This is a genomic window from Streptomyces sp. NBC_01463 (genome assembly GCA_036227345.1).
Classification (GTDB): domain Bacteria; phylum Actinomycetota; class Actinomycetes; order Streptomycetales; family Streptomycetaceae; genus Streptomyces.
The window spans coordinates 4,934,403-4,955,664 of sequence record CP109468.1; the positions used below are offsets into that span (position 1 = coordinate 4,934,403).

The 21,262-nt window shown below is 70.6% G+C and carries 17 protein-coding genes and 1 pseudogene; 15 read left to right on the forward strand and 3 right to left on the reverse strand.

Annotation, left to right across the window (positions count from 1 at the left end):
- Positions 1–101: 101 nt before the first annotated feature.
- Complete coding sequence (locus tag OG521_21870) at positions 102–1,463, forward strand: hypothetical protein (GenBank protein ID WUW23284.1); 1,362 nt, start codon at positions 102–104, stop codon at positions 1,461–1,463.
- 162 nt (positions 1,464–1,625) lie between these two features.
- On the opposite strand, the gene OG521_21875 is transcribed toward OG521_21870, so the two are convergent.
- Positions 1,626–2,621: an ATP-binding protein gene (locus OG521_21875; GenBank protein WUW23285.1), complete on the reverse strand. Its 996-nt coding sequence runs from the start codon at positions 2,619–2,621 to the stop codon at positions 1,626–1,628.
- A 102-nt stretch (positions 2,622–2,723) separates the two neighbouring features.
- On the opposite strand from OG521_21875, the gene OG521_21880 reads away from it, so the two are divergent.
- Entirely contained in the window at positions 2,724–3,548 is an 825-nt protein-coding gene (locus OG521_21880; protein WUW23286.1) for an oxidoreductase, read from the forward strand.
- 585 nt (positions 3,549–4,133) lie between these two features.
- Here OG521_21880 and OG521_21885 read toward each other — a convergent pair.
- A complete protein-coding gene (locus tag OG521_21885; GenBank protein ID WUW23287.1) occupies positions 4,134–4,973 on the reverse strand; it encodes an HAD-IB family hydrolase in 840 nt (279 codons plus the stop codon).
- 567 nt (positions 4,974–5,540) lie between these two features.
- Here OG521_21885 and OG521_21890 point away from each other — a divergent pair.
- The 7 genes and pseudogenes from OG521_21890 to OG521_21920 all read left to right on the forward strand — a co-directional run bounded on the left by OG521_21890 (position 5,541) and on the right by OG521_21920 (position 10,841).
- Positions 5,541–6,602 (forward strand): CpaE-like family protein, encoded by a 1,062-nt coding sequence (locus OG521_21890; protein WUW23288.1) that lies wholly within the window; start codon positions 5,541–5,543, stop codon positions 6,600–6,602.
- The gene (locus tag OG521_21895; protein ID WUW23289.1) at positions 6,599–7,747 is read left to right on the forward strand and encodes a TadA family conjugal transfer-associated ATPase; all 1,149 of its coding nucleotides are present in this window, start codon (positions 6,599–6,601) and stop codon (positions 7,745–7,747) included. The genes OG521_21890 and OG521_21895 overlap by 4 nt, the downstream gene beginning before the upstream one ends.
- Complete coding sequence (locus OG521_21900; protein WUW23290.1) at positions 7,744–8,625, forward strand: type II secretion system F family protein; 882 nt, start codon at positions 7,744–7,746, stop codon at positions 8,623–8,625. The genes OG521_21895 and OG521_21900 overlap by 4 nt, the downstream gene beginning before the upstream one ends.
- On the forward strand, positions 8,622–9,563 hold the full coding sequence (locus tag OG521_21905) for a type II secretion system F family protein (GenBank protein ID WUW23291.1): 942 nt from the start codon (positions 8,622–8,624) through the stop codon (positions 9,561–9,563). The genes OG521_21900 and OG521_21905 overlap by 4 nt, the downstream gene beginning before the upstream one ends.
- 66 nt (positions 9,564–9,629) lie before the next feature.
- Positions 9,630–9,866 (forward strand): DUF4244 domain-containing protein, encoded by a 237-nt coding sequence (locus tag OG521_21910; GenBank protein ID WUW23292.1) that lies wholly within the window; start codon positions 9,630–9,632, stop codon positions 9,864–9,866.
- Between the two features lie 190 nt (positions 9,867–10,056).
- Positions 10,057–10,386, forward strand: a complete 330-nt coding sequence (locus OG521_21915; protein ID WUW23293.1) for a pilus assembly protein — start codon at positions 10,057–10,059, stop codon at positions 10,384–10,386.
- A 131-nt stretch (positions 10,387–10,517) separates the two neighbouring features.
- Positions 10,518–10,841, forward strand: a pseudogene (locus tag OG521_21920) (flp pilus-assembly TadE/G-like family protein).
- 22 nt (positions 10,842–10,863) lie between these two features.
- Here OG521_21920 and OG521_21925 read toward each other — a convergent pair.
- On the reverse strand, positions 10,864–13,452 hold the full coding sequence (locus OG521_21925; GenBank protein WUW23294.1) for a DEAD/DEAH box helicase: 2,589 nt from the start codon (positions 13,450–13,452) through the stop codon (positions 10,864–10,866).
- A gap of 78 nt (positions 13,453–13,530) precedes the next feature.
- On the opposite strand from OG521_21925, the gene OG521_21930 reads away from it, so the two are divergent.
- From OG521_21930 to OG521_21955, 6 genes are all read left to right on the forward strand, one after another.
- The gene (locus OG521_21930; protein WUW23295.1) at positions 13,531–13,884 is read left to right on the forward strand and encodes an STAS domain-containing protein; all 354 of its coding nucleotides are present in this window, start codon (positions 13,531–13,533) and stop codon (positions 13,882–13,884) included.
- Between the two features lie 398 nt (positions 13,885–14,282).
- On the forward strand, positions 14,283–14,747 hold the full coding sequence (locus OG521_21935) for an ATP-binding protein (GenBank protein WUW23296.1): 465 nt from the start codon (positions 14,283–14,285) through the stop codon (positions 14,745–14,747).
- Positions 14,748–15,186: 439 nt separating this feature from the next.
- Positions 15,187–17,622: a sodium-translocating pyrophosphatase gene (locus tag OG521_21940; GenBank protein ID WUW23297.1), complete on the forward strand. Its 2,436-nt coding sequence runs from the start codon at positions 15,187–15,189 to the stop codon at positions 17,620–17,622.
- A 314-nt stretch (positions 17,623–17,936) separates the two neighbouring features.
- On the forward strand, positions 17,937–18,563 hold the full coding sequence (locus OG521_21945) for a small secreted protein (protein ID WUW23298.1): 627 nt from the start codon (positions 17,937–17,939) through the stop codon (positions 18,561–18,563).
- Between the two features lie 142 nt (positions 18,564–18,705).
- The gene (locus tag OG521_21950; protein ID WUW23299.1) at positions 18,706–20,232 is read left to right on the forward strand and encodes a class I SAM-dependent methyltransferase; all 1,527 of its coding nucleotides are present in this window, start codon (positions 18,706–18,708) and stop codon (positions 20,230–20,232) included.
- Positions 20,229–21,236, forward strand: a complete 1,008-nt coding sequence (locus OG521_21955) for a helix-turn-helix domain-containing protein (protein WUW23300.1) — start codon at positions 20,229–20,231, stop codon at positions 21,234–21,236. The genes OG521_21950 and OG521_21955 overlap by 4 nt, the downstream gene beginning before the upstream one ends.
- The last annotated feature ends 26 nt before the right edge of the window (positions 21,237–21,262 follow it).

Consider the following 21,262-nt stretch of genomic DNA (forward strand, 5'->3'; position numbering starts at 1 on the left):
TTCATGCGGCCTGTCGCCCGAATTTGTGTGCAGTGCGTGCGACTTTGACCGCGCCGTTCGGCACGTCAGCGCAAGTTACCTGCAAGGAAGAGGGTGGGCGGATGATGGCCGCCACGAAGAGGACCGCCTTGGGTGTCATGGCCGTTGCGCTGGTGGCGGCAGTGGCCGGCTGCTCCGGTGCGGGCTCCGTTTCGAGCGGATCCGGTCCGGGTGCTGCGAACGGCTCCGCGAACGGCGCTGCTAACGGTGCGGCAGGGGGCAAGAAGAAGGCTGCCGAGTCGGCCCCCAAGAGTGTGTTCCGGCTCATCGGCGACGGTTCCACCTCCTTCACGGGGGCCCAGCCGAAACAGCCGACCGCTCAACGCCTGGCGCCCGGTCAGAAGCCCCCGCAGTTCGTGGTGTTCTCGTGGGACGGCGCGGGTGAGGACAGCCAGCGGCTCTTCTCGCACTTCCGTGAGGTGGGCAAGAAGTACGACGCGAGCATGACGTACTTCCTCAGCGGCGTGTACCTGCTTCCGGAGGCGAAGCGCGCGCTCTACGACCCGCCCAAGCACAACGCGGGCAGCTCGGACATCGGCTTCAACGACACCGAGGGCATCCGCGACACCCTCACCCAGGTCCGTGGCGCCTGGGAGGACGGCAACGAGATCGGCACCCACTTCAACGGCCACTTCTGCGGCAAGGACGGTGGCGTCGGCACCTGGTCCGTCGACGAGTGGAAGAGCGAGATCAGCCAGGCCAAGTCCTTCGTGAAGGGCTGGAAGACGAACGACCCGGATCTCAAGGACGAGAAGTCGCTGCCCTTCGACTACGACAAGGAGCTGATCGGCGGCCGGACCCCCTGCCTGGAGGGGCAGAAGAACATGGTCGCGGCGGCACGCTCGATGGGCTTCCGCTACGACTCCAGCGGGGTCAACGACCAGGTCTGGCCGAAGAAGAAGGACGGCGTCTGGGACCTCTCGATGCAGCTCGTCCCGGTGCCGGGGCGGGAGTTCGAGACCCTGTCGATGGACTACAACTTCATGTTCAACCAGTCCGGTACGACGCAGGGCGACCCGGACCAGCACGAGTACTGGGGCGACCAGATGCGGGACGGTCTCCTCCAGGCCTTCGACCGCGCGTACGACGGGAACCGGGCTCCCCTGATCATCGGCAACCACTTCGAATCCTGGAACGGCGGCACGTACATGCGCGCCATCGAGGAGACGATCGAGACGGTGTGTACCAAGGAGGGCGTGCGCTGCGTGTCCTTCAAGCAGCTGGCGGACTGGCTGGACGCGCAGGACCCCGCGGCGCTCGCGAAGCTCGGCACGCTGAAGGTCGGGAAGGCGCCGGGGACCAGCTGGGCGTCGTTCCTCGGCGGCGCCGGGAGCGCCGGCAAGGGCCGGGGTGAGGGTCAGGACAGTGCAGAGGCGAAGACGAAGGCGGAGGCCGGGTCGGCGGGGAAGGCTGCCGACCACTAGGGCCTGCCCGATGGAGGCCGGCCATCAGGACCTGTCAGGTTGGCCGTTGCCTGCCCGGCCGCGCCGTTGCTCTGTCCGGCCGCGTCGGTGCCTGCCCGGCCGGTTGTGGCCGGACAGGCATCGGGGCCGGCCGCGCTCAGGGAGTCGGCCGGCTCCGGTCGCTCAGGCTGGCTGACCGGCCCCTACGCGGGTGTACCGCTCGTCGAGCACGAAAGAGGGGTCGACCTGGGCGGCCAGGTCGGCCCCGGTCTTGGCATTGCCCCAGCTCTCGGCGTTCTTCAAATGGAAGTGCACCATCTGTCGCGTGTACCGGTCCCAGTCCCGTCGGCCGTACGAGTCCTCCGCGGCGTCCTGCAGTGCCTGCAGCGCCATTCGGTTGTCGGCCTCCAGCAGTTCGAAGCGGGCGGGGCGCCCCTTCTCCATGGCCCGCACCCAGTCGGAGTGGCCGATGGTGACCAGCAGGTCCTCGCCGACCTCGGAGCGGAGGAACTCCAGGTCGTCCTCGCCCTGCACCTTGTTGCCGACGACCTTCAGCGCGACGCCGAAGTCCCGTGCGTACTCCTTGTACTGGCGGTAGACCGAGACGCCCTTACGGGTCGGCTCGGCGACCAGGAACGTCATGTCGAACCGGGTGAACATCCCGGAGGCGAACGAGTCCGAACCCGCGGTCATGTCGACCACGACGTACTCCTCGGGACCGTCGACGAGATGGTTGAGGCACAGCTCGACCGCGCCGACCTTGGAGTGGTAGCAGGCCACACCCAGATCGGACTCGGTGAACGGTCCCGTGGCCATCAGCCGGATGTCCCCGTCGTCGAGCCCGACCGTGCGGGCGCAGGCGTCGTAGACCGGGTTGTCCTCGCACACCCGCAGCAGCCGGGAACCCTCACCCGGCGGCGTCGTCTTGATCATCGTCTCGGCCGATGCGATGCGGGGATTGCTGCCGCGCAGGTACTCCTTGATCAGGGGCAGCTGCGCTCCCATGGCGGGCAGTGCGGCAGCCTCCTCCTCGTCGAGGCCGAGCGCGGCCCCGAGGTGTTGGTTGATGTCGGCGTCCACCGCGACGACGTGAGCTTCATTGGCGGCAAGGTGGCGGATGAAGAGCGAGGACAGCGTGGTCTTGCCGCTGCCGCCCTTCCCTACGAAAGCGATCTTCATGTTCACCTAGGGTAGCGGTATGAATGCGTTCCGCTGTCGAAGTTCGTGAAGAAGGCCACTCCGGGCCGGTGGGTGTGCAAGTGGCGCGTAGCCTCGCTACTTATGAGTACGACTTCATCGGACCCGCTCGCCACTCTGGGCACCCTGCCAGGTGTGACCGATGCGGTGGACTCCGTACGCAAGGCTGTCGACCGGGTATATGGCCACCGCGTCATGCGGCGGCGCAGCAACGAGGTGACCGCTGAGGCGGCCCTGCGGGGCGCCCGGGGGTCGGCTGCGCTCTCCGGCGCGGACTGGAACCTCGAAGAGGTACGCCGCCGCACCGACTTCAGCGGTGAGGGTGAGGCTCACGTGATCGGGGCGGCCCTGCGGTTGACGGCCGAAGCGGGGCAACTGCTCTCCATCTGGCGGCAGTCGCCCCTGCGCGTCCTCGCGAGGCTGCATCTGGTCGCGGCCGGGGGGGCTGCGCCCGACGACGCGGTCGGCCGGCCCCGGCTTGCGGGCGAGCCGGTGGACGAGCCGCTGATCGAGGCGCCTTTGCCGGGCGCCGACGAGGTCGCGGGGCGGCTCGAAGGCCTCAGCGGACTCATTCTTTCGGGGAGTGAGGCACCCGCTCTGGTGACGGCCGCCGTCGTGCACGGCGAACTGCTGGCCCTGCGCCCCTTCGGTTCGTACAACGGTCTTGTGGCGCGGACCGCGGAACGGATCGTGCTGATCGGGAGCGGCCTGGATCCCAAGGCGATCTGCCCGGCCGAGGTCGGCCACGCCGAGCAGGGGCGGGCGGCTTACGTCGCGGCATTCGAGGGATACCTGTCAGGAGCGCCGGAGGGCATGGCCGCCTGGATCGCACACTGCGGACGCGCGGCGGAACTGGGCGTCAGGGAGTCGACGGCGGTGTGCGAGGCGCTTCAGCGCGGAGCCGCGTAGCGGGAGGCGACGGGGCCCCTCGGTGGCGGGGGCGGCTTCGTCCCTGCCGGCGGGGCGGCTTCATGCCCGGTGAAAAGGGTTGCGGCGGTACCGTCCTCGGTACCGCCGCTGGCATGTCCACCCAGTTACCAAGCGTCCTCGATATATGCCCATCAGGTCGGGTACTTTGCCCGTCCCTGGTGCGGCTGGCCCGTAATCGACGGGTCGACGTCGCGTGGGTGCCCGGTTTTCATGCGCGGTCCGTGGGGCCTTGTCTGCGTAAACAGGTCATCCTCACGGATGTCCTTGGTCTCGCGGGCCGTTGAGTCCTTTGTACTCCAGGGGCCGGTAGAGCGGTAGTGCTGGCCACACTTCTTTACTTTTAGGTTCAATTACGGACGAGTCGGTCCAATGTGAAAGCCGTGATTTCGGGTCGCCGTGGGACGGGCCAGGGGCGGGACTGTCCCGAGGTGGACCACCCGGCTAGAGGTGGTGTGGCGCGCTCGGCGCTGCGTGGCACTCACGACGCCGGCTCTGCGCGGGGTGGCGAGGTAGGGCCCGCTGCGCAGGGTCGGCTGGTCGACTCAGGTCAATGTCATGCCGACGTCATGCAGAGGCTGTGGCCGCGCGACGCCGGGCGGTGTACCAGACGAGGCCCGCTGTGATGGCGGCCGCACCCACCGCTGCCGCGGCCATGAGCGCAGGTCGTGGCGGCATGGAGAGTGAGGGCAGGCGTTGCTTGAGCCGGACCGGGCGGTCGAAGACGAGAATCGGCCATTCCCGGAGAGTGGCCTCGCGGCGCAACGCACGGTCCGGATTGACCGCGTGCGGATGGCCGACGGACTCCAGCATCGGCACATCGGTCGCCGAATCGCTGTACGCGTAGCAGCGGGCGAGGTCATAGCCTTCCGATACGGCGAGTGCCCTGATGGCCTCGGCCTTCGTCGGGCCGTACGCGTAGTACTCCACCTCGCCGGTGAAGCATCCGTCGTCGCCGACGACCATGCGTGTGGCGACGACGCGGTCGGCGCCCAGTAGCTCGCCGATGGGTTCCACGACCTCGGCGCCCGATGTGGAGACGATGACCACATCGCGTCCGGCGGTGTGGTGCTCCTCAATGAGCGTCGCAGCCTCGTCGTAGATGATCGGGTCGATCAGGTCGTGCAGGGTCTCGGCGACAATTTCCTTCACCTGCTGCACGTTCCAGCCCTTGCAGAGCGATGAGAGGTATTCACGCATCCGCTCCATCTGGTCGTGATCTGCGCCCCCGGCGAGGAAGACGAACTGCGCGTACGCAGTGCGCAGTACGGCGCGGCGGTTGATCAGCCCGCCTTGGTAGAAGGACTTGCTGAAGGTCAGCGTCGAAGACTTCGCAATGACCGTCTTGTCCAGGTCAAAGAAGGCGGCCGTGCGCGGCAAGAAGCGGTTTTCCACAAGGCAGAGCATAGGGGCCCACCATTCGGCGTAAACCCCGGCGCGTGGGTTTGCCTGAGAAGGCGCTCGGGTACACCATGGAAGTCACGGATCGTTCGCGACCGTGCTAACCCGGTCCGACTCCTCCCCCCCCCGAGTCGGCCGTGGGGACGACCCCCGCTCTCCCCCCCGGCGGGGGTCGTCGCATGTCCGGACGCGGTTCTGCTGTTCGGAATCAAGCATCTCTCCTCCTCCTCGGCCGCGATGGCCCACATCCGTGTTCGACTCGCACCAGCATGCGTCGTCACGGTGCGTAACGGAAGGGGTGCTCTCCGGAAGTCCCCGGTATGAGCTACCGAGTTATTCACAACGGTGGAGATGTCCACAGTTCTGGACCAAGATCCACACGATTTCCCGAAGCGCTGCACCGTGATTCCACCCGTGAAGTCCACGGGTTCCGGAATCACCGTTCTCGGAACGTTGCGAGAACACCGCGGACCGCGGTGAAGGTGAGTGAAGAAGGGGGCGGAGATCGTGGCTGAATCCAGTGCACGGGATCGTCTGCCGGCGGCCGAGGCGCGACGGGGCGGACCCTTGATCGTGACCGAGGATGTGGACCTGCTCGACGATCTGCTGAGGCTGTGCGCGGCGGCAGGGGCGGAGCCCGAGGTCCATCACACCCTGCCCGAGCGCCGAGGCGGATGGGAGCAGGCTCCCATGGTTCTCGTGGGGGACGATGCGGCGGCGCGGTGCCGTGGAGCGGCCCGCAGGCGGGGCGTGATGCTCGTCGGACGGGATCAGGATGCGCCCGATGTGTGGCGCAGGGCCGTGGAGATCGGGGCCGAGTATGTGCTGCGGCTACCCGATTCGGAGAACTGGCTGGTCGATCAGATCGCCAATGCGGCCGAGGGGGTCGGCCGTCCCGCCCTGACCGTGGGGGTGATCGGTGGCCGGGGCGGCGCCGGCGCGTCCACGCTGGCCTGCGCGCTCGCTGTGACCGCGGCCAGGGCCGGAAGGCGGACCATGCTGATCGACGGCGACCCGCTGGGCGGCGGCATCGACGTGCTGCTCGGCGGCGAGCGGGCCGAGGGGATGAGGTGGCCTGATTTCGCCCATTCGAAGGGGCGGGTCGGGGGCGGCGCCCTGGAGGAGTCGCTGCCGGCTCTGCACGGGCTGCGCGTGCTCAGCTGGGGGCGTGACGACTGGGTGGTCATTCCGCCGCAGGCCATGCAGGCGGTCCTCGGGGCCGCGCGCAGGCTCGGCGGGGTGGTGGTGGTCGATCTGCCGCGCCGGATCGATGAGGCGGTGGCCGAAGCCCTGGCGCAACTGGACCTCGGACTCTTGGTGGTGCCGGGTGAGTTGCGTGCGGTCGCGGCGGCGAAACGGGTGGCGTCGATGGCCGGGATGGTGCTGGGAGATCTCCGCGTCGTGGCGCGCGGGCCGTACGCATCCGGCCTCGACGAACAGTGGGTGGCCAGTGCCATAGGGCTTCCGCTGGCCGGTGAACTCCCGCTGGAGCCGGGTCTGCTGGCCGAGCAGGACATGGGCGAGCCGCCCGGCGGAAGTCCCCGGGGGCCGCTCGCCAGGTTCTGTTCGGCCTTCTGGGACCGCGCGCTCGCCGGCGAGGGGGCCGGGGGCCAGACCGCGGGCGGGGCGTCATGACGGAGGCGCTGCTGGACGCGGTGCGGCGGCGGCTGGCGCAGAGCGGGGCCGCGCCGACCCCTGCGGGGGTGGCGGCCGCGTTACGGGCCCAGGGGAGGCTGCTCGGGGACGCCGAAGTGTTGGGGACGGCGGACGAGTTGCGAGGCGAGCTGGTGGGGACCGGAGTGCTGGAACCGCTCCTCGCCGACCCCGCGGTCACGGATGTCCTGGTGTCCGCACCCGACCGGGTGTGGGTGGACCGGGGCGGCGGGCTCGAAATCACCTCGGTGACCTTCGCCGACGCGGCCGCGGTCCGCAGGCTCGCGCAGCGGCTCGCGGCCGTTGCGGGGCGGCGCCTGGACGACGCCAGGCCCTGGGTGGACGCACGGCTTCCGGACGGGACCCGGATGCATGCCGTGCTGCCGCCGGTGTCGGTCGGGTCGACGTGCCTGTCCCTCCGGGTGGTCCGGCCGAAGGCCTTCTCGCTGAGGGAACTGGTCGCGGCGGGCACGGTACCGCCGGGCGGCGACCGGGTGCTGCGGGCCCTGGTCGAGGCCCGGGTGTCCTACCTCATCAGCGGGGGGACGGGTGCGGGCAAGACAACGCTCCTCTCCAGTCTGCTGGGTGCCGTGGGGGAGCAGGAGCGGATCGTGCTCGCCGAGGACTCGGCAGAACTTCGTCCCGACCATCCGCACGTGGTGCGCCTCGAATCGCGCCCGGCGAACCAGGAAGGCGCCGGCCGGGTGACCCTCCGGGACCTGGTGCGACAGGCGCTGCGCATGCGCCCCGACAGGCTGGTGGTCGGAGAGGTGCGAGGGGCCGAGGTCACCGAGCTGCTGGCAGCTCTGAACACAGGCCACGAGGGCGGCTGCGGAACGGTTCACGCGAATGCGGCCGAGCATGTCCCGGCCCGGCTGGAGGCCCTGGGGACCTCCGCCGGCCTGGACCGGACCGCCCTGCACAGCCAGTTGGCGGCGGCGCTGTCGGTGGTGGTCCATCTCGTACGGGACCGGTCCGGCCGGCGAAGGATCTCCGAGATCCAGGTGCTGGAACGGGATGCGGCCGGCCTGGTGGTCACCGTCCCGGCACTGCGCTGGGGTGCATCCGGATTCGAGCGGGAGCGGGGCTGGGAGCGGCTGCGCTCTCTGATCGGGGGCGAACGATGAGCGGGGGCACGCCGGTGGGAGTGCCGGAAGTGGTGCACGCGGCCGCGTTGTGTGCGGGCGCTGCGGCCTGGCTCGTGGTGGTCGCACGGAGTCAACGACTCCGTAGAGCACGGGTGTTGTTCGTCGCAGGGCTGACGGATGCGGCTCTTCGAAAGGGCTGGGAGCACGGCGTGAGCCGGTGTCGTGTGTGGCTGAGGGGGCGGCGGGAGTGGTTGTGCCTGCCGGTGGCGCTGGTGCTGGCTGCGCTCGGTGAGTCCGTGCTGCCGGTGATCGCGGGCCTGGTCGCGGTGCCGTTGGTGCGGCGGTGGCTGCGGGGGAGGGAGCTGCGTAAGGACCTGGAGCGCCGGGCCGATGGGGTGGTGGACCTGTGCGGCGCGGTGGTGGGTGAACTGAGGGCAGGCCAGGAGCCGGGGCGGGCGTTGCTGGTCGCGGTCCAGAGCACGGGGGCGATGGGTGCGGCCGGAGCGGGGGTGTCGGCGGCGGCACGGTTCGGGGGCGATGTCCCGACCGCCCTGGGCCAGGCGGCGTGCGAGCCGGGGCTGGAAGGGCTCGCGGGGGTGGCCGCCTGCTGGCGGGTGGCGGCGGACGGCGGGGCCGGACTCGCGGCCGGACTGGACCGCCTGGAGGGTGCGTTACGGGCCGAGCGGTGTCGGCGGGAAGAGCTGCGGGCCCAGTTGGCCGGGGCGTGGTCGACGGTGGTGGTGCTGGCCCTGCTGCCGGTGCTGGGCATCGGACTCGGATCCGCGCTCGGGGCTGATCCGTTGAGGGTTCTGCTGCACAGCACGGCCGGGCTGGCCTGTCTGGTGATGGGTGGATTGCTGGAAGCGGCCGGCATCGTCTGGGCGGCTCGGATCGTCCGTAAGGCGGAAGCGGCATGAGCGCCCTGGTCGGTGAAGTCGTCCACAGGGTGGGGACGGTGGGGTTGTTGCTGGGTGCGTGCGTCCAGCCGGCACTCGCCCTGGCGCGACGCCGGACCGGGCGGCGGGTGCGACGACGCGGCCTGGTGCTTTTTGCCGACGCCCCTGGAACCCCGGGGTCCGGGGTGAGGGCTGCGGCTCGGCGGGGCCGGTGGGCCCGGGCGTCCGGTGTGGACCGGGTGAGCCAGACGAGCCTGATGGGCCAGATGACCTTGATTGGTCAGACGAGCCAGCTGAGTCAGACGCGGCCAACGGGTCGGATGCGATTGCCGGGTGGCGGCTTCGGAGTCGGGCAGTGGTCGGCGGTGCTGGGTGCGGTGCCGACGGGCTGGATTCTGCTGGGGGGTCCCGCGGGATGGGCCGTGGGTCTGGCGGCGGGCTACGGGCTCTGGCGGTGGCAGCGTGCTCGGCTCGGGCCGGCAGCACGAGCCGCTGCCGAGGAGGCGGCGCGAACTGCGGAGTCCCTGCGTCAGCTTCCGCTGGCGGCCGATCTGCTGGCGGCCTGCCTGTCCGCCGGAGCCGGTCCGAGGGAGGCGGCCGAGGCGGTGGGGCAGTCGCTGGGCGGGCCGGTCGGCGAGCCACTGGCACGCACGGCGGCGGAGATCCGGCTCGGTGGCGATCCCGCCCTCGCCTGGGGGAGGTTCGGCGAGGTACCGGGTGCAGCTGCGCTGGCGCGCTGCCTGGACCGAGCCGGGGCGACCGGTGCTCCCGCGGCGGAGCCCGTCGCGAGGCTGGCCGAGGCGATGCGGGCCGAGCGGGTGAGCGCTGCGGTGGCGCGGGCCCAACGGGCCGCTGTGTTGATCACCGCACCGGTCGGGCTCTGCTTCCTCCCTGCCTTTCTGAGCGTGGGGGTAGCGCCTGTGGTGATCGGACTGGCAGGGGGACTGCTGCAGTCTTGACAGCCCAGAAACGCTAGATAAGACCAGTTTATCCAGGGAAAATAGTATTCACGGGGGTTCGAAGTGATGCGAAAAGGCGTGCACTGGGTGCGAAATGCCGTGGTCCGGGTGCGAAGCACGGCATGCAGGGCGTGGACGGATCGGGTGGGTCGGGCGGACCGCGGAATGACGACGTCCGAGTACGCGGTCGGGACGATTGCGGCCTGTGCGTTTGCCGCGGTGCTCTACAAGGTGGTCACCAGCGCGCCGGTCATGGCGCAGCTGCAGTCGCTTCTGAAGGACGCACTCGATGCGAAATTCTGAGGGGGCGATGGATGCGGCGGATGTGACGGATGCGACTGGGGTGCTGGCGTACTCGGGGCCCGGGGCCGTGAGGCAGAGACCGGCGCGGAAGGCGGCAGCGCCTGCGAGGCAGTGCGGAGGGCGGCGGCGCGGGGAGCGCACGTGCAGAGAGCGGCGCTGCAAGAAGCGGAGGTGCGGCGATCAGGGGGCTGTGACGGCCGAGGCGGCCATGACGATCCCGGTGCTGGTGATCTTCGCCCTCGCTCTGCTGTGGGCGCTGATGGCGGCGTCGGCCCAGATTCGGTGTGTGGACGCGGCGCGGGCAGGTGCACGGGCGGCAGCTCGCTCCGAGCCGGAGGCACAGGTGAGGGAGACCGCCCTCTCGGCGGCGCCCGGCCGGGCACGGGTCCAGGTGGAGCGGGCCGGGGACCTGTGGAGAGTCAGCGTGACGGCGCCGACGCCCGGCCCCGGGCCGCTGGCCGTGACGTTGAGCGCCGAAGCTGCGGCGGCGGCCGAGGACACGGTGGGGGCGGTGCCGTGACGCGCTCCCGGCCTCGGAGGCCCGTACTGAGGCAAGAGGCGAGGCCGGTCCTGGGGCCGCTGCGGGAGCTGTTCCTGAGGCGGGAGTTCCCGAGGCCGTTCGCGGGGCCGCTGGGGCCGCGCACGGGCCGTCTGCGCCGCGACGAGGGGCTGGCGACGGTGTTCGCCGCGGTGACCACGGCGACGCTGTGCGTGGTGTTCGCGGTGGTCCTGGCACTCGGACAGGCGGTGGTGGCCCGGCACCGGGCCGGGGGCGCCGCCGACCTGGCCGCCCTTGCGGCAGCGGATCGGGCGCTGGAGGGAGCGGCTGCCGCCTGCCGGTCGGCCCGGGAGGTGGCCGGGGCGCAGGGGGCCTTGATCGTGCGGTGCAGCGTTCAGGGGGAGATCGCCGACGTCACGGCCAGGGTGCGTGATGGGCCGTACACGCCGGAGGTCAGATCCCGGGCAGGTCCGCCATCAGCGGCGCCCGCCGGGCCGGTTAGGCCCGCGGAGACGTGGGGGCTCCAGGAGAGTCCGGTTCCGCCGACTCACCCGACTCACCCGGCTCACCTGACCCACCCAGTTCACCCGGCCCAGTCGCTCCGCCAGGCCCACTCACTCCAACAGCCTCACCCGGGTCGGGCGGGGCCGATCGGAGGAGCTCCGTGAGCAGGCGGATGGCGCCTCGTTTGTGCAGGGGCTCGTTGCCATTGCCGCACTTGGGGGACTGGATGCACGACGGGCAGCCGGCTTCGCACTCGCACGACGCGATCGCCTGGCGGGTGGCGGTCAGCCAGCCGCGCGCGGTGTGGAAGGCGCGTTCCGCGAAGCCGGCACCGCCCGGGTGGCCGTCGTACACGAAGACGGTCGGCAGCAGGGTGTCCGGATGCAGCGGTACGGATACGCCGCCGATGTCCCAGCGGTCGCAGGTGGCGAAGAGCGGCAGCATCCCGATCGACGCGTGCTCGGCGGCGTGCAGCGCGCCGCCGAGGACCTCCGGGTTGATCCGCGCCGTGTCGAGCTGGTCCTGGGTGACCGTCCACCACACGGCACGGGTGCGCAGGGTGCGGGGCGGCAGGTCCAGTTTGGTCTCGCCGAGGACCTCGCCGGTGATCAGTCTGCGACGGAGGAAGGAGACGACCTGATTGGTCACCTCGACGGAGCCGTAACAGAGCCGTCCGTCGCCCCACGGGATCTCGGTGTCGGTCTCCAGGACGGCGATGGCGGTGGTGTCGCGTGCGGTCGTCGAGTACGGCGGGACGGCCTCCTCGACCAGCGCCACGGAGTCCTCCAGATCCAGTTTCCGGACGAGGTAGGTGCGGCCCTGGTGGAGGTGGACGGCGCCCTCGTGGACGGCGGCGTGCGCGGCGGACTCGTCGACGGTGCCCAGCAGCCTGCCGGTGCCCTCCTCGACGATCTGGACGGGCCGGCCGCCCTCGCCTCGGATGTCGGTGAGATCGGCGGCCCGTTCGCGGCGGGTCCAGTGCCAGCCCGATGCGCGTTTGCGGAGCAGTTTCGCGGCTTCCAGCTGCGGCAGCAGTTCGGCCACGGTGGGGCCGAAGAGAGCCAGGTCGGAGTCGGTGAGCGGCAGCTCCGCCGCGGCGGCGCACAGATGGGGCGCCAGGACGTACGGGTTGTCCGGGTCGAGGACGGTCGACTCCACGGGCTGCTGGAACAGCGCTTCGGGGTGGTGGACGAGGAAGGTGTCCAGCGGGTCGTCACGGGCCACCAGGATGGCGAGGGCGCCCTGTCCGGCCCGTCCGGCGCGACCGGCCTGCTGCCACAGCGAGGCTCTGGTGCCGGGATATCCAGCGATGACGACGGCATCCAGGCCGGAGACGTCGATGCCGAGCTCGAGGGCGGTCGTCGCGGCCAGGCCGAGCAGGCTGCCGGAGTGCAGCGCGCGCTCCAGGGCGCGGCGTTCCTCGGGGAGGTAGCCCCCGCGGTAGGCGGCGACACGAGCGGGCAGGGAGCGGTCGATCTCGGCGAGGCGTTCCTTGGCGATGACGGAGATGAGCTCGGCGCCGCGCCGAGAGCGTACGAACGCGACCGAGCGCACGCCCTGCACGGTCAGGTCGGTGAGCAGGTCGGCGGTCTCGGCCGTGGCGGTACGGCGTACGGGGGCGCCCTTCTCGCCGTGCAGGTCGGTCAGGGGCGGCTCCCACAGGGCGAAGACCAGTTCGCCGCGCGGGGAGGCGTCGTCGGCGACCTCCGTGACCGGGAGGCCGGTGAGACGGCCGGCCGCGACGGAGGGCTCCGCGGAGGTGGCGGACGCGAGGAGGAAGACCGGATCCGCGCCGTAGCGGGCGCACAGGCGGCGGAGCCGGCGGACGACCTGGGCGACATGGGACCCGAAGACGCCCCGGTAGGTGTGGCACTCGTCGATGACGACATAGCGCAGGGCGCGCAGGAAGGAGGACCAGCGAGGGTGGGACGGGAGTATCCCGCGGTGCAGCATGTCGGGATTGGTGAGGACGTAGTTGGCGTACTGGCGCACCCATTCGCGTTCCTCGACGGGAGTGTCGCCGTCGTAGACCGCGGGCCGGATCCCGTTGCCCAACGGAGCCGAGAGTTCTTTCACCGAGCGCCGCTGGTCGGCGGCCAGGGCCTTGGTGGGCGCGAGATAGAGCGCGGTCGCTCCACGGCCGTTGGGGGCCTCGGAGCCGTCCAGGAGGGCGCTGAGGACCGGCGCGAGGTAAGCCAGCGACTTGCCCGACGCCGTCCCCGTGGCGATCACGACCGATTCGCCGTCCAGCGCGTGCTCAGCCGCGGCGGCCTGGTGGGCCCAGGGATGGTCGATGCCGGCCTTCTGGATGGCGGCGATCACTTCCGGACGGATGCGATCGGGCCAGATGGCATGGGTTCCCGTACGCGGGGGCAAGTGCTCCGTATGAGTGATGCGCGCGGACCGGCTCGCCCCTGCGGCGAGCCGGTCGAGGACCACGTCGGGAGAGGGGCGGGAGCCCCCGTTCTCGGGCGGTCGACTGGGGCGGTGATTCTTGGCCATCGGCACCGAGTGTGTCACTGGCGAGACGGACAATGGTCCCAAGGCGTCGTGCATGGCTGCTGGTAAGTGATTGAATGCCATCGCGGCTGGCGATCCGTCCCCTGGCTCCGTCGGGGAGACCGAGGGGCGACCGCTCGATAGCAAGGTGCTGGAGGATCCGTGGACCTGTCCTTGTCGACTCGCAATGTGTCCGGCCCTGGTGGCGACCGTACGGTCGTCGAGGTCGGTGGCGAGATTGATGTGTATACCGCGCCCAAGCTGCGCGAGCAGTTGGTCGAGTTGGTGAATGACGGCAGCTACCACTTGGTTGTCGACATGGAAGGTGTCGACTTCCTCGACTCCACCGGCCTCGGCGTGCTCGTGGGCGGCTTGAAGCGCGTTCGAGCCCATGAGGGCTCGCTGCGCCTGGTGTGCAACCAGGAGCGCATTCTCAAGATTTTCCGGATCACCGGTCTGACCAAGGTGTTCCCGATTCACACCACGGTCGATGAGGCCGTGGCGGCAACCGACTGACGTACCGCCCGCGGTCGGACCGGCTCTGCAGCCGGTCCGGCGGCGGTCGGGGCGATGACGGTCCGGACCGATCTGACTTCCGGGGCGACGGCAGCCGTTCTTCGGTGGCAGGTCACCCCGGTGGCCTGCTGTCACCCGTTCGGCGGTTCACCGGCTGATTTCATCCGGCAACCGGTCGCACACGCGATGATCGGGTCCAGCCGTCAGCCGTTCGGTGGCTGTCGGAGGGTGGCCGGGCTTCGTCCGTCGGCCGGATGGGCCTGCGGTGTCGGCCGAGTGGTCGAGTCGGTCCGAGTGGCGGGCCGGCCGAGTCGGCGGCTTTCGCACACGGGGTCAGGGGTACCGGGCCGCCCGCCCGGCTTCTGCCGATGCACACACGTACGTTCGAGGGGGATTGCATGGCCACCGTTGAACTCCGCTTCAGCGCCCAGCCCGAACACGTCAGAACGGCCCGCCTCGTGGCGGCTGCCGTGGCGCGCCGGGCAGGGGTCGACGAGGCCGTGCTCGACGAGGTCAGGCTCGCCGTGGGCGAGGCCTGCAGCCGTGCCGTCGGACTGCACCGCAGCCACGGCATCACCGCGCCGGTGACGGTCATCCTGATCGAGGAGGAGAAGTCCTTTTCCATCGAGGTCGGCGACGAGGTGCCCGGCCCGGGAGCCGACGGCTCCGTGCCCGGCGGTGCCTCCGGGCGCCATGACGCCACGCCCGGAGCGGCAGCGGACGAGCCGGACGGCGACGGTGAGGACGAGATGGGCCTCGCGGTCATCAGCGGTCTCGTCGACGACGTGGAGGTCCGGTCCGGTGCGGACGGCGGAGTGATCCGTATGAGCTGGCCGAAGACACCGGCCATCGTTCTTCCCTGAAGCGGCGCTCCCCCGAGCCCGGGCTTCGCTTCCCCGAGCCCGCGCGGCGCTCCCCTAGGCCCACGCTTCCCCGAGCCCGCGCGGCGCTTCCCTGAGCCCGCGCTCCCTCGAAGCGTCTCTTCGACGGGACCGTTCTTCGCTGAGGCGGGGCGCGTCTCCCGGGGCGGTCGGGGCGTCCCGGCGACCCCGGCCGGTCGCTGTGATCCACTATTCCGAGACCCCACTGGGCCCTGCTGAGCAGGGCCTTTTTTCGTTTCTGCTTGATCAGTGATCTCCGGACAATGCCTCTGCCCCATTACTGCATTCGGTCCAGGCAGCGAACGCGATCAATTGCCGTTCGGTGGATGAAGGTCAATCACATTTACCGCGCACTGTTTTGATCGTGTTCCGCTCCCTACAATCCGTCCACGTCTTGAGCGCTGAGCGTCAAGGAGGACGTATGGCGGGGTTCGGCACCACACCACTGGCAGAACTGACGCAGTTTTCCGCACTTTCCGACCCACCCACCACTCTCGCGGCCGCGGTACTCACGGATGACAACCGCGTCATCGTGATCGTCGTCGCGGTCGTCGCCGTCGCTGCACTGATCGTCGCCCAGCTGCTGGTACGCCAGGTGCTGGCGGCGGGCGAGGGCACCGAGCGCATGAAGGAGATCGCGGCGGCCGTCCAGGAAGGCGCGAATGCCTATCTGGCCCGGCAGTTGCGCACGGTCGGTGTCTTCGCCGTCGTCGTCTTCTTCCTGCTACTGCTGCTCCCGGCCGACAACTGGTCGCAGCGTGCGGGCCGTTCGGTGTTCTTCCTGGTGGGTGCGCTTTTCTCGGCAGCCACCGGATACATCGGTATGCGGCTGGCCGTAAGGAGCAATGTCCGGGTGGCCGCCGCCGCGCGTGAGGCGACCCCGGCGGAAGGCGAACCGGAAAAGGATCTCACCACCGTTTCGCACAAAGCGATGAAGATCGCATTTCGCACGGGTGGCGTGGTCGGCATGATCACGGTGGGACTGGGACTCCTGGGTGCCTCCTGCGTGGTGCTCGTCTATGCCGCCGACGCGCCCAAGGTCCTGGAGGGCTTCGGGCTCGGCGCGGCACTGATCGCGATGTTCATGAGGGTCGGTGGGGGCATCTTCACCAAGGCCGCCGACGTCGGTGCCGACCTGGTCGGCAAGGTGGAACAGGGCATCCCCGAGGACGACCCCCGCAACGCCGCGACGATCGCCGACAACGTGGGCGACAACGTCGGGGACTGCGCGGGCATGGCGGCCGACCTCTTCGAGTCGTACGCGGTCACGCTGGTCGCGGCGCTGATCCTCGGCAAGGCCGCCTTCGGCGACGCGGGACTGGCCTTCCCCCTGATCGTTCCGGCGATCGGTGTGCTCACCGCGATGATCGGCATCTTCGCGGTCGCCCCTCGGCGCACCGACCGCAGCGGCATGACCGCCATCAACCGTGGATTCTTCATCTCCGCGGTCATCTCGCTCGTCCTGGTGGCCGTCGCCGTCTTCGTCTACCTGCCGTCCTCGTACGCCGGGCTTGACGGAGTCACCGACGCGTCCATCACCTCGCACGGAGGCGATCCGCGGGTCTTCGCGCTGGTCGCGGTGGCGATCGGCATCGTGCTCGCCGCCCTGATCCAGCAGCTGACCGGCTACTTCACCGAGACCACCCGGCGGCCCGTCAGGGACATCGGCAAGTCCTCGCTGACCGGGCCGGCCACCGTCGTGCTCGCCGGCATCTCCATCGGCCTGGAATCCGCCGTCTACACCGCGCTGCTGATCGGGCTCGGCGTCTACGGGGCGTTCCTGCTCGGCGGTACGTCGATCATGCTGGCGCTCTTCGCGGTGGCGCTGGCCGGGACGGGACTGCTCACGACCGTCGGGGTCATCGTCGCGATGGACACCTTCGGTCCGGTCTCCGACAACGCGCAGGGCATCGCCGAGATGTCCGGCGATGTCACCGGCGCCGGCGCTCAGGTCCTCACCGACCTGGACGCCGTGGGCAACACCACCAAGGCCATCACCAAGGGCATCGCCATCGCCACCGCCGTCCTGGCGGCGGCGGCGCTCTTCGGCTCGTACCGTGACGCGATCGCCACCGCGGTCGACGACGTCGGCGCCTCGGCGGGTGAGATGGGGCTGAGCCTGGACATCTCGCAGCCCAACAACCTGGTGGGCCTGATCCTCGGCGCCGCGGTGGTCTTCCTCTTCTCCGGACTGGCCATCAACGCGGTGTCCCGCTCCGCGGGCGCGGTTGTCTACGAGGTGCGGCGGCAGTTCCGCGAGCACCCCGGGATCATGGACTACACGGAGAAGCCGGAGTACGGGCGCGTGGTCGACATCTGCACCAAGGACGCGCTGCGCGAGCTGGCCACCCCCGGACTGCTGGCGGTACTGGCGCCGATCGCGGTCGGATTCACCTTCGGGGTCGGGGCGCTCGGCTCGTATCTGGCGGGTGCTATCGGCACCGGGACGCTGATGGCCGTCTTCCTCGCCAACTCCGGCGGTGCCTGGGACAACGCCAAGAAGCTCGTTGAGGACGGTCATTACGGCGGCAAGGGGAGCGATGCCCATGCCGCGACGGTCATCGGGGACACGGTCGGCGATCCGTTCAAGGACACGGCCGGGCCGGCGATCAACCCCTTGCTCAAGGTGATGAACCTGGTGGCGCTGCTCATCGCCCCCGCGGTGGTGCAGTTCAGCTACGGCGAGGACGCGAGCGCGGGGGTGCGTGCGGTGGTGGCGACGGTGGCCGTCGTGGTCATCGTCGGTGCGGTCTACGTCTCCAAGCGGCGCGGGATCGCCGTGGGGGACGAGGACGATTCCGGTGGCGCGGACGGAGGTGGTCCGGCTCGCCCGGCCGACCCCGCGGCCGTGGGGTGACCTGGCCGGTCCTCGTCGGTCAGGGCCGGACCGGACCTCGGCGGCGCTGCTCGCGGAGAGCGTCCTGAGAGACCCTCGGTCAGAAGGCGGACGGGCGCGGTCATCTGATGCCGCGTCCGTCCGGCGTTACCTCCGCCGGGTGATGATTCGTGCAGGCGTTCCCGCGCTCGGGGGCCGTGCGGGTGAGTTGTATCTCCCTCATTTCGCTTGGTGCAAATGGCTGCAAAAGGGCATCCACCGGACGCCCGGCACCCGGACGGAGGGCGCTCGGCGTGTAAGTTCCGGGGCCGAGAGCCTTGGAAGGGACCAATCCGGTGAACAAGAAGCTTGCGGCCGCGCTGTCCGGCGGTGCGGTACTGGTACTTACGCTGTCGGGCTGCAGCGACGACAGCGACAACAAGGTGAACGACTGGGCCAAGAAGGTCTGTGACCAGGTCCAGCCCCAGCTGCAGAAGATCGCGAACGCCAACGCCTCCATCCAGCAGCAGACCGCCGACAACAGCAAGCCCGCCGACGTCCAGAAGACCGACTCGGCCGCCTTCCAGCAGATCTCGCAGGCGTACAAGGCGCTGGGCTCGGCCGTCGACTCGGCGGGTCCGCCGCCGGTGGACGACGGTGAGACCACGCAGAAGGAGGCCGTGAAGGAGCTCAACGCCTCCTCGGTGGCCTACGCGAATCTGCAGAAGAAGGTCGACGACCTCGACACGAAGGACCAGGCGGAGTTCGCCGACGGCCTCAAGGGCATCGCGGACGAACTGAACAAGATCAGCACCAACGGTGACCAGGCGCTGAAGAAGCTCCAGTCCGGCGAGGTCGGCACCGCGATGGCCAAGCAGAAGGGCTGCCAGAAGCCGACCGCCTCGGCGGCGCCCTCGGACGGCGCTCCGAAGGAGGCGTCGTCCTCCAAGGAGCCGTCCGCCTCGCCCAGCAAGAAGTCGTAACCCCGGCAGGCCGCCGGCCGTCGCCGCAGACCCCTGACGAGCAGCTGTACGACCGCGACCGGCGGACGTACGACCGGCCCGGCGCCCCTGAGGGGCTGCCGGGCCGCTGCCGTTGTCAGTGGGAGCCCTCACAATGGGTCATGTGAGTAAGACCAGCCTTCCTGCAGCAGACCACACGACCCGGCTCCGCGAAGCCCTGCTCGCCGCCGCCTTCACCGCCGACGGGCTCCTGGACCTGCTCGGTGCCCCTGCCTACGCCGCGCTCGCCCGCAGCGAGACGGTCCCGGCCCTGCGCGCGACCCGGGGCGAGGCGCCACTCGACACGCTCGTGCGCCTCTTCCTGCTCCAGCGGCCCGTCCCGGCCGGGCGGGCCGCCGCCGTGCTGCCGCTCGAGGAATGTGTCGCGGACGGCTGGCTGACCGAGGCGGACGGCGAGGTACGGGCGACCGTCGACGTACGTCCGTACAGCGGGCCGGAGGACCAGGACTGGTTCATCGTCTCCGACCTGGGCTGCGCCGTCGGCGGTGCCGGCGGGATCGGCTCGCACGAGGAGGGCGTCGTCCTCGGGATCGGCGGGGCCTCCACCACCCTCGCCGGGATCACCGTCCGCAGGCCCGTCGCCTCCGCCCTGGACGTCGGTACGGGCTCCGGCATCCAGGCGCTCCACGCCTCGCAGCACGCCACCCGGGTCACCGCCACCGACCTCAACCCGCGTGCCCTCGAATTCACCCGGCTCACCCTCGCCCTGTCCGGCGCTGCCCCGGCCGACCTGCGTGAGGGCTCCCTGTACGAGCCGGTCGGCACCGAGACGTACGACCTGATCGTCTCCAATCCGCCCTTCGTCATCTCGCCCGGCGCCCGCCTCACCTACCGCGACGGTGGCATGGCGGGCGACGACCTGTGCCGGACCCTGGTGCAGCAGACCGGAGACCGGCTCAACGACGGTGGGTACGCCCACTTCCTGGCCAACTGGCAGCACACCGAGGACGAGGAGTGGCAGGACCGGCTGCGGTCCTGGGTGCCGCGCGGCTGCGACGCCTGGATCGTGCAGCGCGAGGTGCAGGACATCACCCAGTACGCGGAGCTGTGGCTGCGCGACAGCGGCGACCACCGCACGGACCCCGCGGAGTACGCCGCGCGGTACGACGCCTGGCTGGACGAGTTCGAGGCCCGGGGGACGAAGGGCGTCGGCTTCGGCTGGATCACGCTGCGGAAATCCGCCGCGGCCGCCGCCGGGGAGCCCTCGATCGTGATCGAGGAGTGGCCGCACGCGGTGGAGCAGCCGCTCGGACCGGCCGTCGAGGCGCACTTCGCCCGGCAGGACTATCTGCGGGAGCAGGACGACGCGGCGCTGCTGGCCGCGCACTTCACCCTCGCCGCCGAGGTCGTGCAGGAACAGGTGGGGCTGCCGGGAGCGGAGGACCCCGAGCACGTGGTGCTGCGTCAGAACCGCGGCATGCGGCGTGCGACGAAGGTCGACGCCGTCGGAGCGGGCTTCGCGGGCGTGTGCGACGGATCGCTGCCCGCCGGCCGGATCCTGGACGCGATCGCCCAGCTGATGAACGAGGACCCGGTGCTGCTGCGCGACCGCACCCCGCAGGCGATCCGGCTGCTGGTCGAGGAGGGCTTCCTGGAGCCCTTGCCCCCGGCCGGGCGGGCGGCCGGATGATCCGGATCGAGCTCGACGAGGCGTCGCTCGGGGCGACGCGGATCGCCATCAGCCCGCTGTGGGACGCGTTCTGCAGCCTGCATCTGACCATGCCGCACCGCACCCCCTCGCGGCCCTACGAGGAATGGGTGGTGCGCGCCCGCGAGGTGCTGCGGGAGGACGACCGTACGCATGCGCTGCGGCTGCTGATCGACGGGCCGAACACCTTCCCGGACTTCCTGCTGCCGCGCCCGGTGGGGGCCACGTCGGTCGAGGCGGAGCTGGAGACGGTCCGTACGACGCCGGCCGATGTCGTACGGGCGGGGATCGCCGAGCACTATGCGGGCCTTGAGGACCACCCCCGTATCCGTCCCTACGTGGTGGATCCCGAAGGGGCCTGCGCGGACCTCGCCGATGCGTACACCGCGTACTGGGAAGGCGCGATGGCCGCGCACTGGCCCACCATGCGCCGACTCGTCGAGGACGAGGTCCTCATCCGCGCCCGGACCTTCGCCACCGAGGGCATCGACGCGCTCTTCACCGGCCTGGAGAGCCGCGCCAAGTGGACGCCGCCCGTCCTTGAGCTGACGAAGCACATCGACGCGGAGTACCGGGCGGGCGAGCGGAGGCTGCTCCTCGTCCCGCTGGTCTTCGCCGAGGGCTGCCGGCTCTACTCCACCGACGACCCCGAGGTCCTGACGGTCTCCTTCCAGGCCCGTGGCGCGGGCGCGCTGCGCGAGCGGCCGGCGGAGCGCGCCGAGAGCGGCGACCGGCTCGGTCTGCTGCTGGGCCGCGGCCGCGCCTCGGTCCTGCGGCAGCTGGGCGGGCCGCTGACCACGGCCGGGATAGCCGACCGGCTGGGGCTCGCGCCGAGCACGGTCTCCGAGCACCTGTCGGTCCTCTCCGAGGCGGATGTGGTCACCAGGCACCGGATCGGCCGCAGCGTGTACTACCAGCTCACGGACACCGGCCGGGCCCTGCTCGCGCTGCTCTCCGGGGAGGACGTGCTGCGCGCGGTGTCCTGAGGAACCGGGAACCGGGAGCCGGTATC

Coding starts and splice junctions, on each gene's coding strand:
- OG521_21880 (WUW23286.1), top strand. CDS start 2,724: ATGAGTACGACTTCATCGGACCCGCTCGCCACTCTGGGCACCCTGCCA.
- OG521_21910 (WUW23292.1), top strand. CDS start 9,630: ATGCGAAAAGGCGTGCACTGGGTGCGAAATGCCGTGGTCCGGGTGCGA.
- OG521_21935 (WUW23296.1), top strand. CDS start 14,283: ATGGCCACCGTTGAACTCCGCTTCAGCGCCCAGCCCGAACACGTCAGA.
- OG521_21895 (WUW23289.1), top strand. CDS start 6,599: ATGACGGAGGCGCTGCTGGACGCGGTGCGGCGGCGGCTGGCGCAGAGC.
- OG521_21870 (WUW23284.1), top strand. CDS start 102: ATGATGGCCGCCACGAAGAGGACCGCCTTGGGTGTCATGGCCGTTGCG.
- OG521_21885 (WUW23287.1), bottom strand. CDS start 4,973: ATGCTCTGCCTTGTGGAAAACCGCTTCTTGCCGCGCACGGCCGCCTTC.
- OG521_21905 (WUW23291.1), top strand. CDS start 8,622: ATGAGCGCCCTGGTCGGTGAAGTCGTCCACAGGGTGGGGACGGTGGGG.
- OG521_21875 (WUW23285.1), bottom strand. CDS start 2,621: ATGAAGATCGCTTTCGTAGGGAAGGGCGGCAGCGGCAAGACCACGCTG.
- OG521_21940 (WUW23297.1), top strand. CDS start 15,187: ATGGCGGGGTTCGGCACCACACCACTGGCAGAACTGACGCAGTTTTCC.
- OG521_21955 (WUW23300.1), top strand. CDS start 20,229: ATGATCCGGATCGAGCTCGACGAGGCGTCGCTCGGGGCGACGCGGATC.
- OG521_21900 (WUW23290.1), top strand. CDS start 7,744: ATGAGCGGGGGCACGCCGGTGGGAGTGCCGGAAGTGGTGCACGCGGCC.
- OG521_21925 (WUW23294.1), bottom strand. CDS start 13,452: ATGGCATTCAATCACTTACCAGCAGCCATGCACGACGCCTTGGGACCA.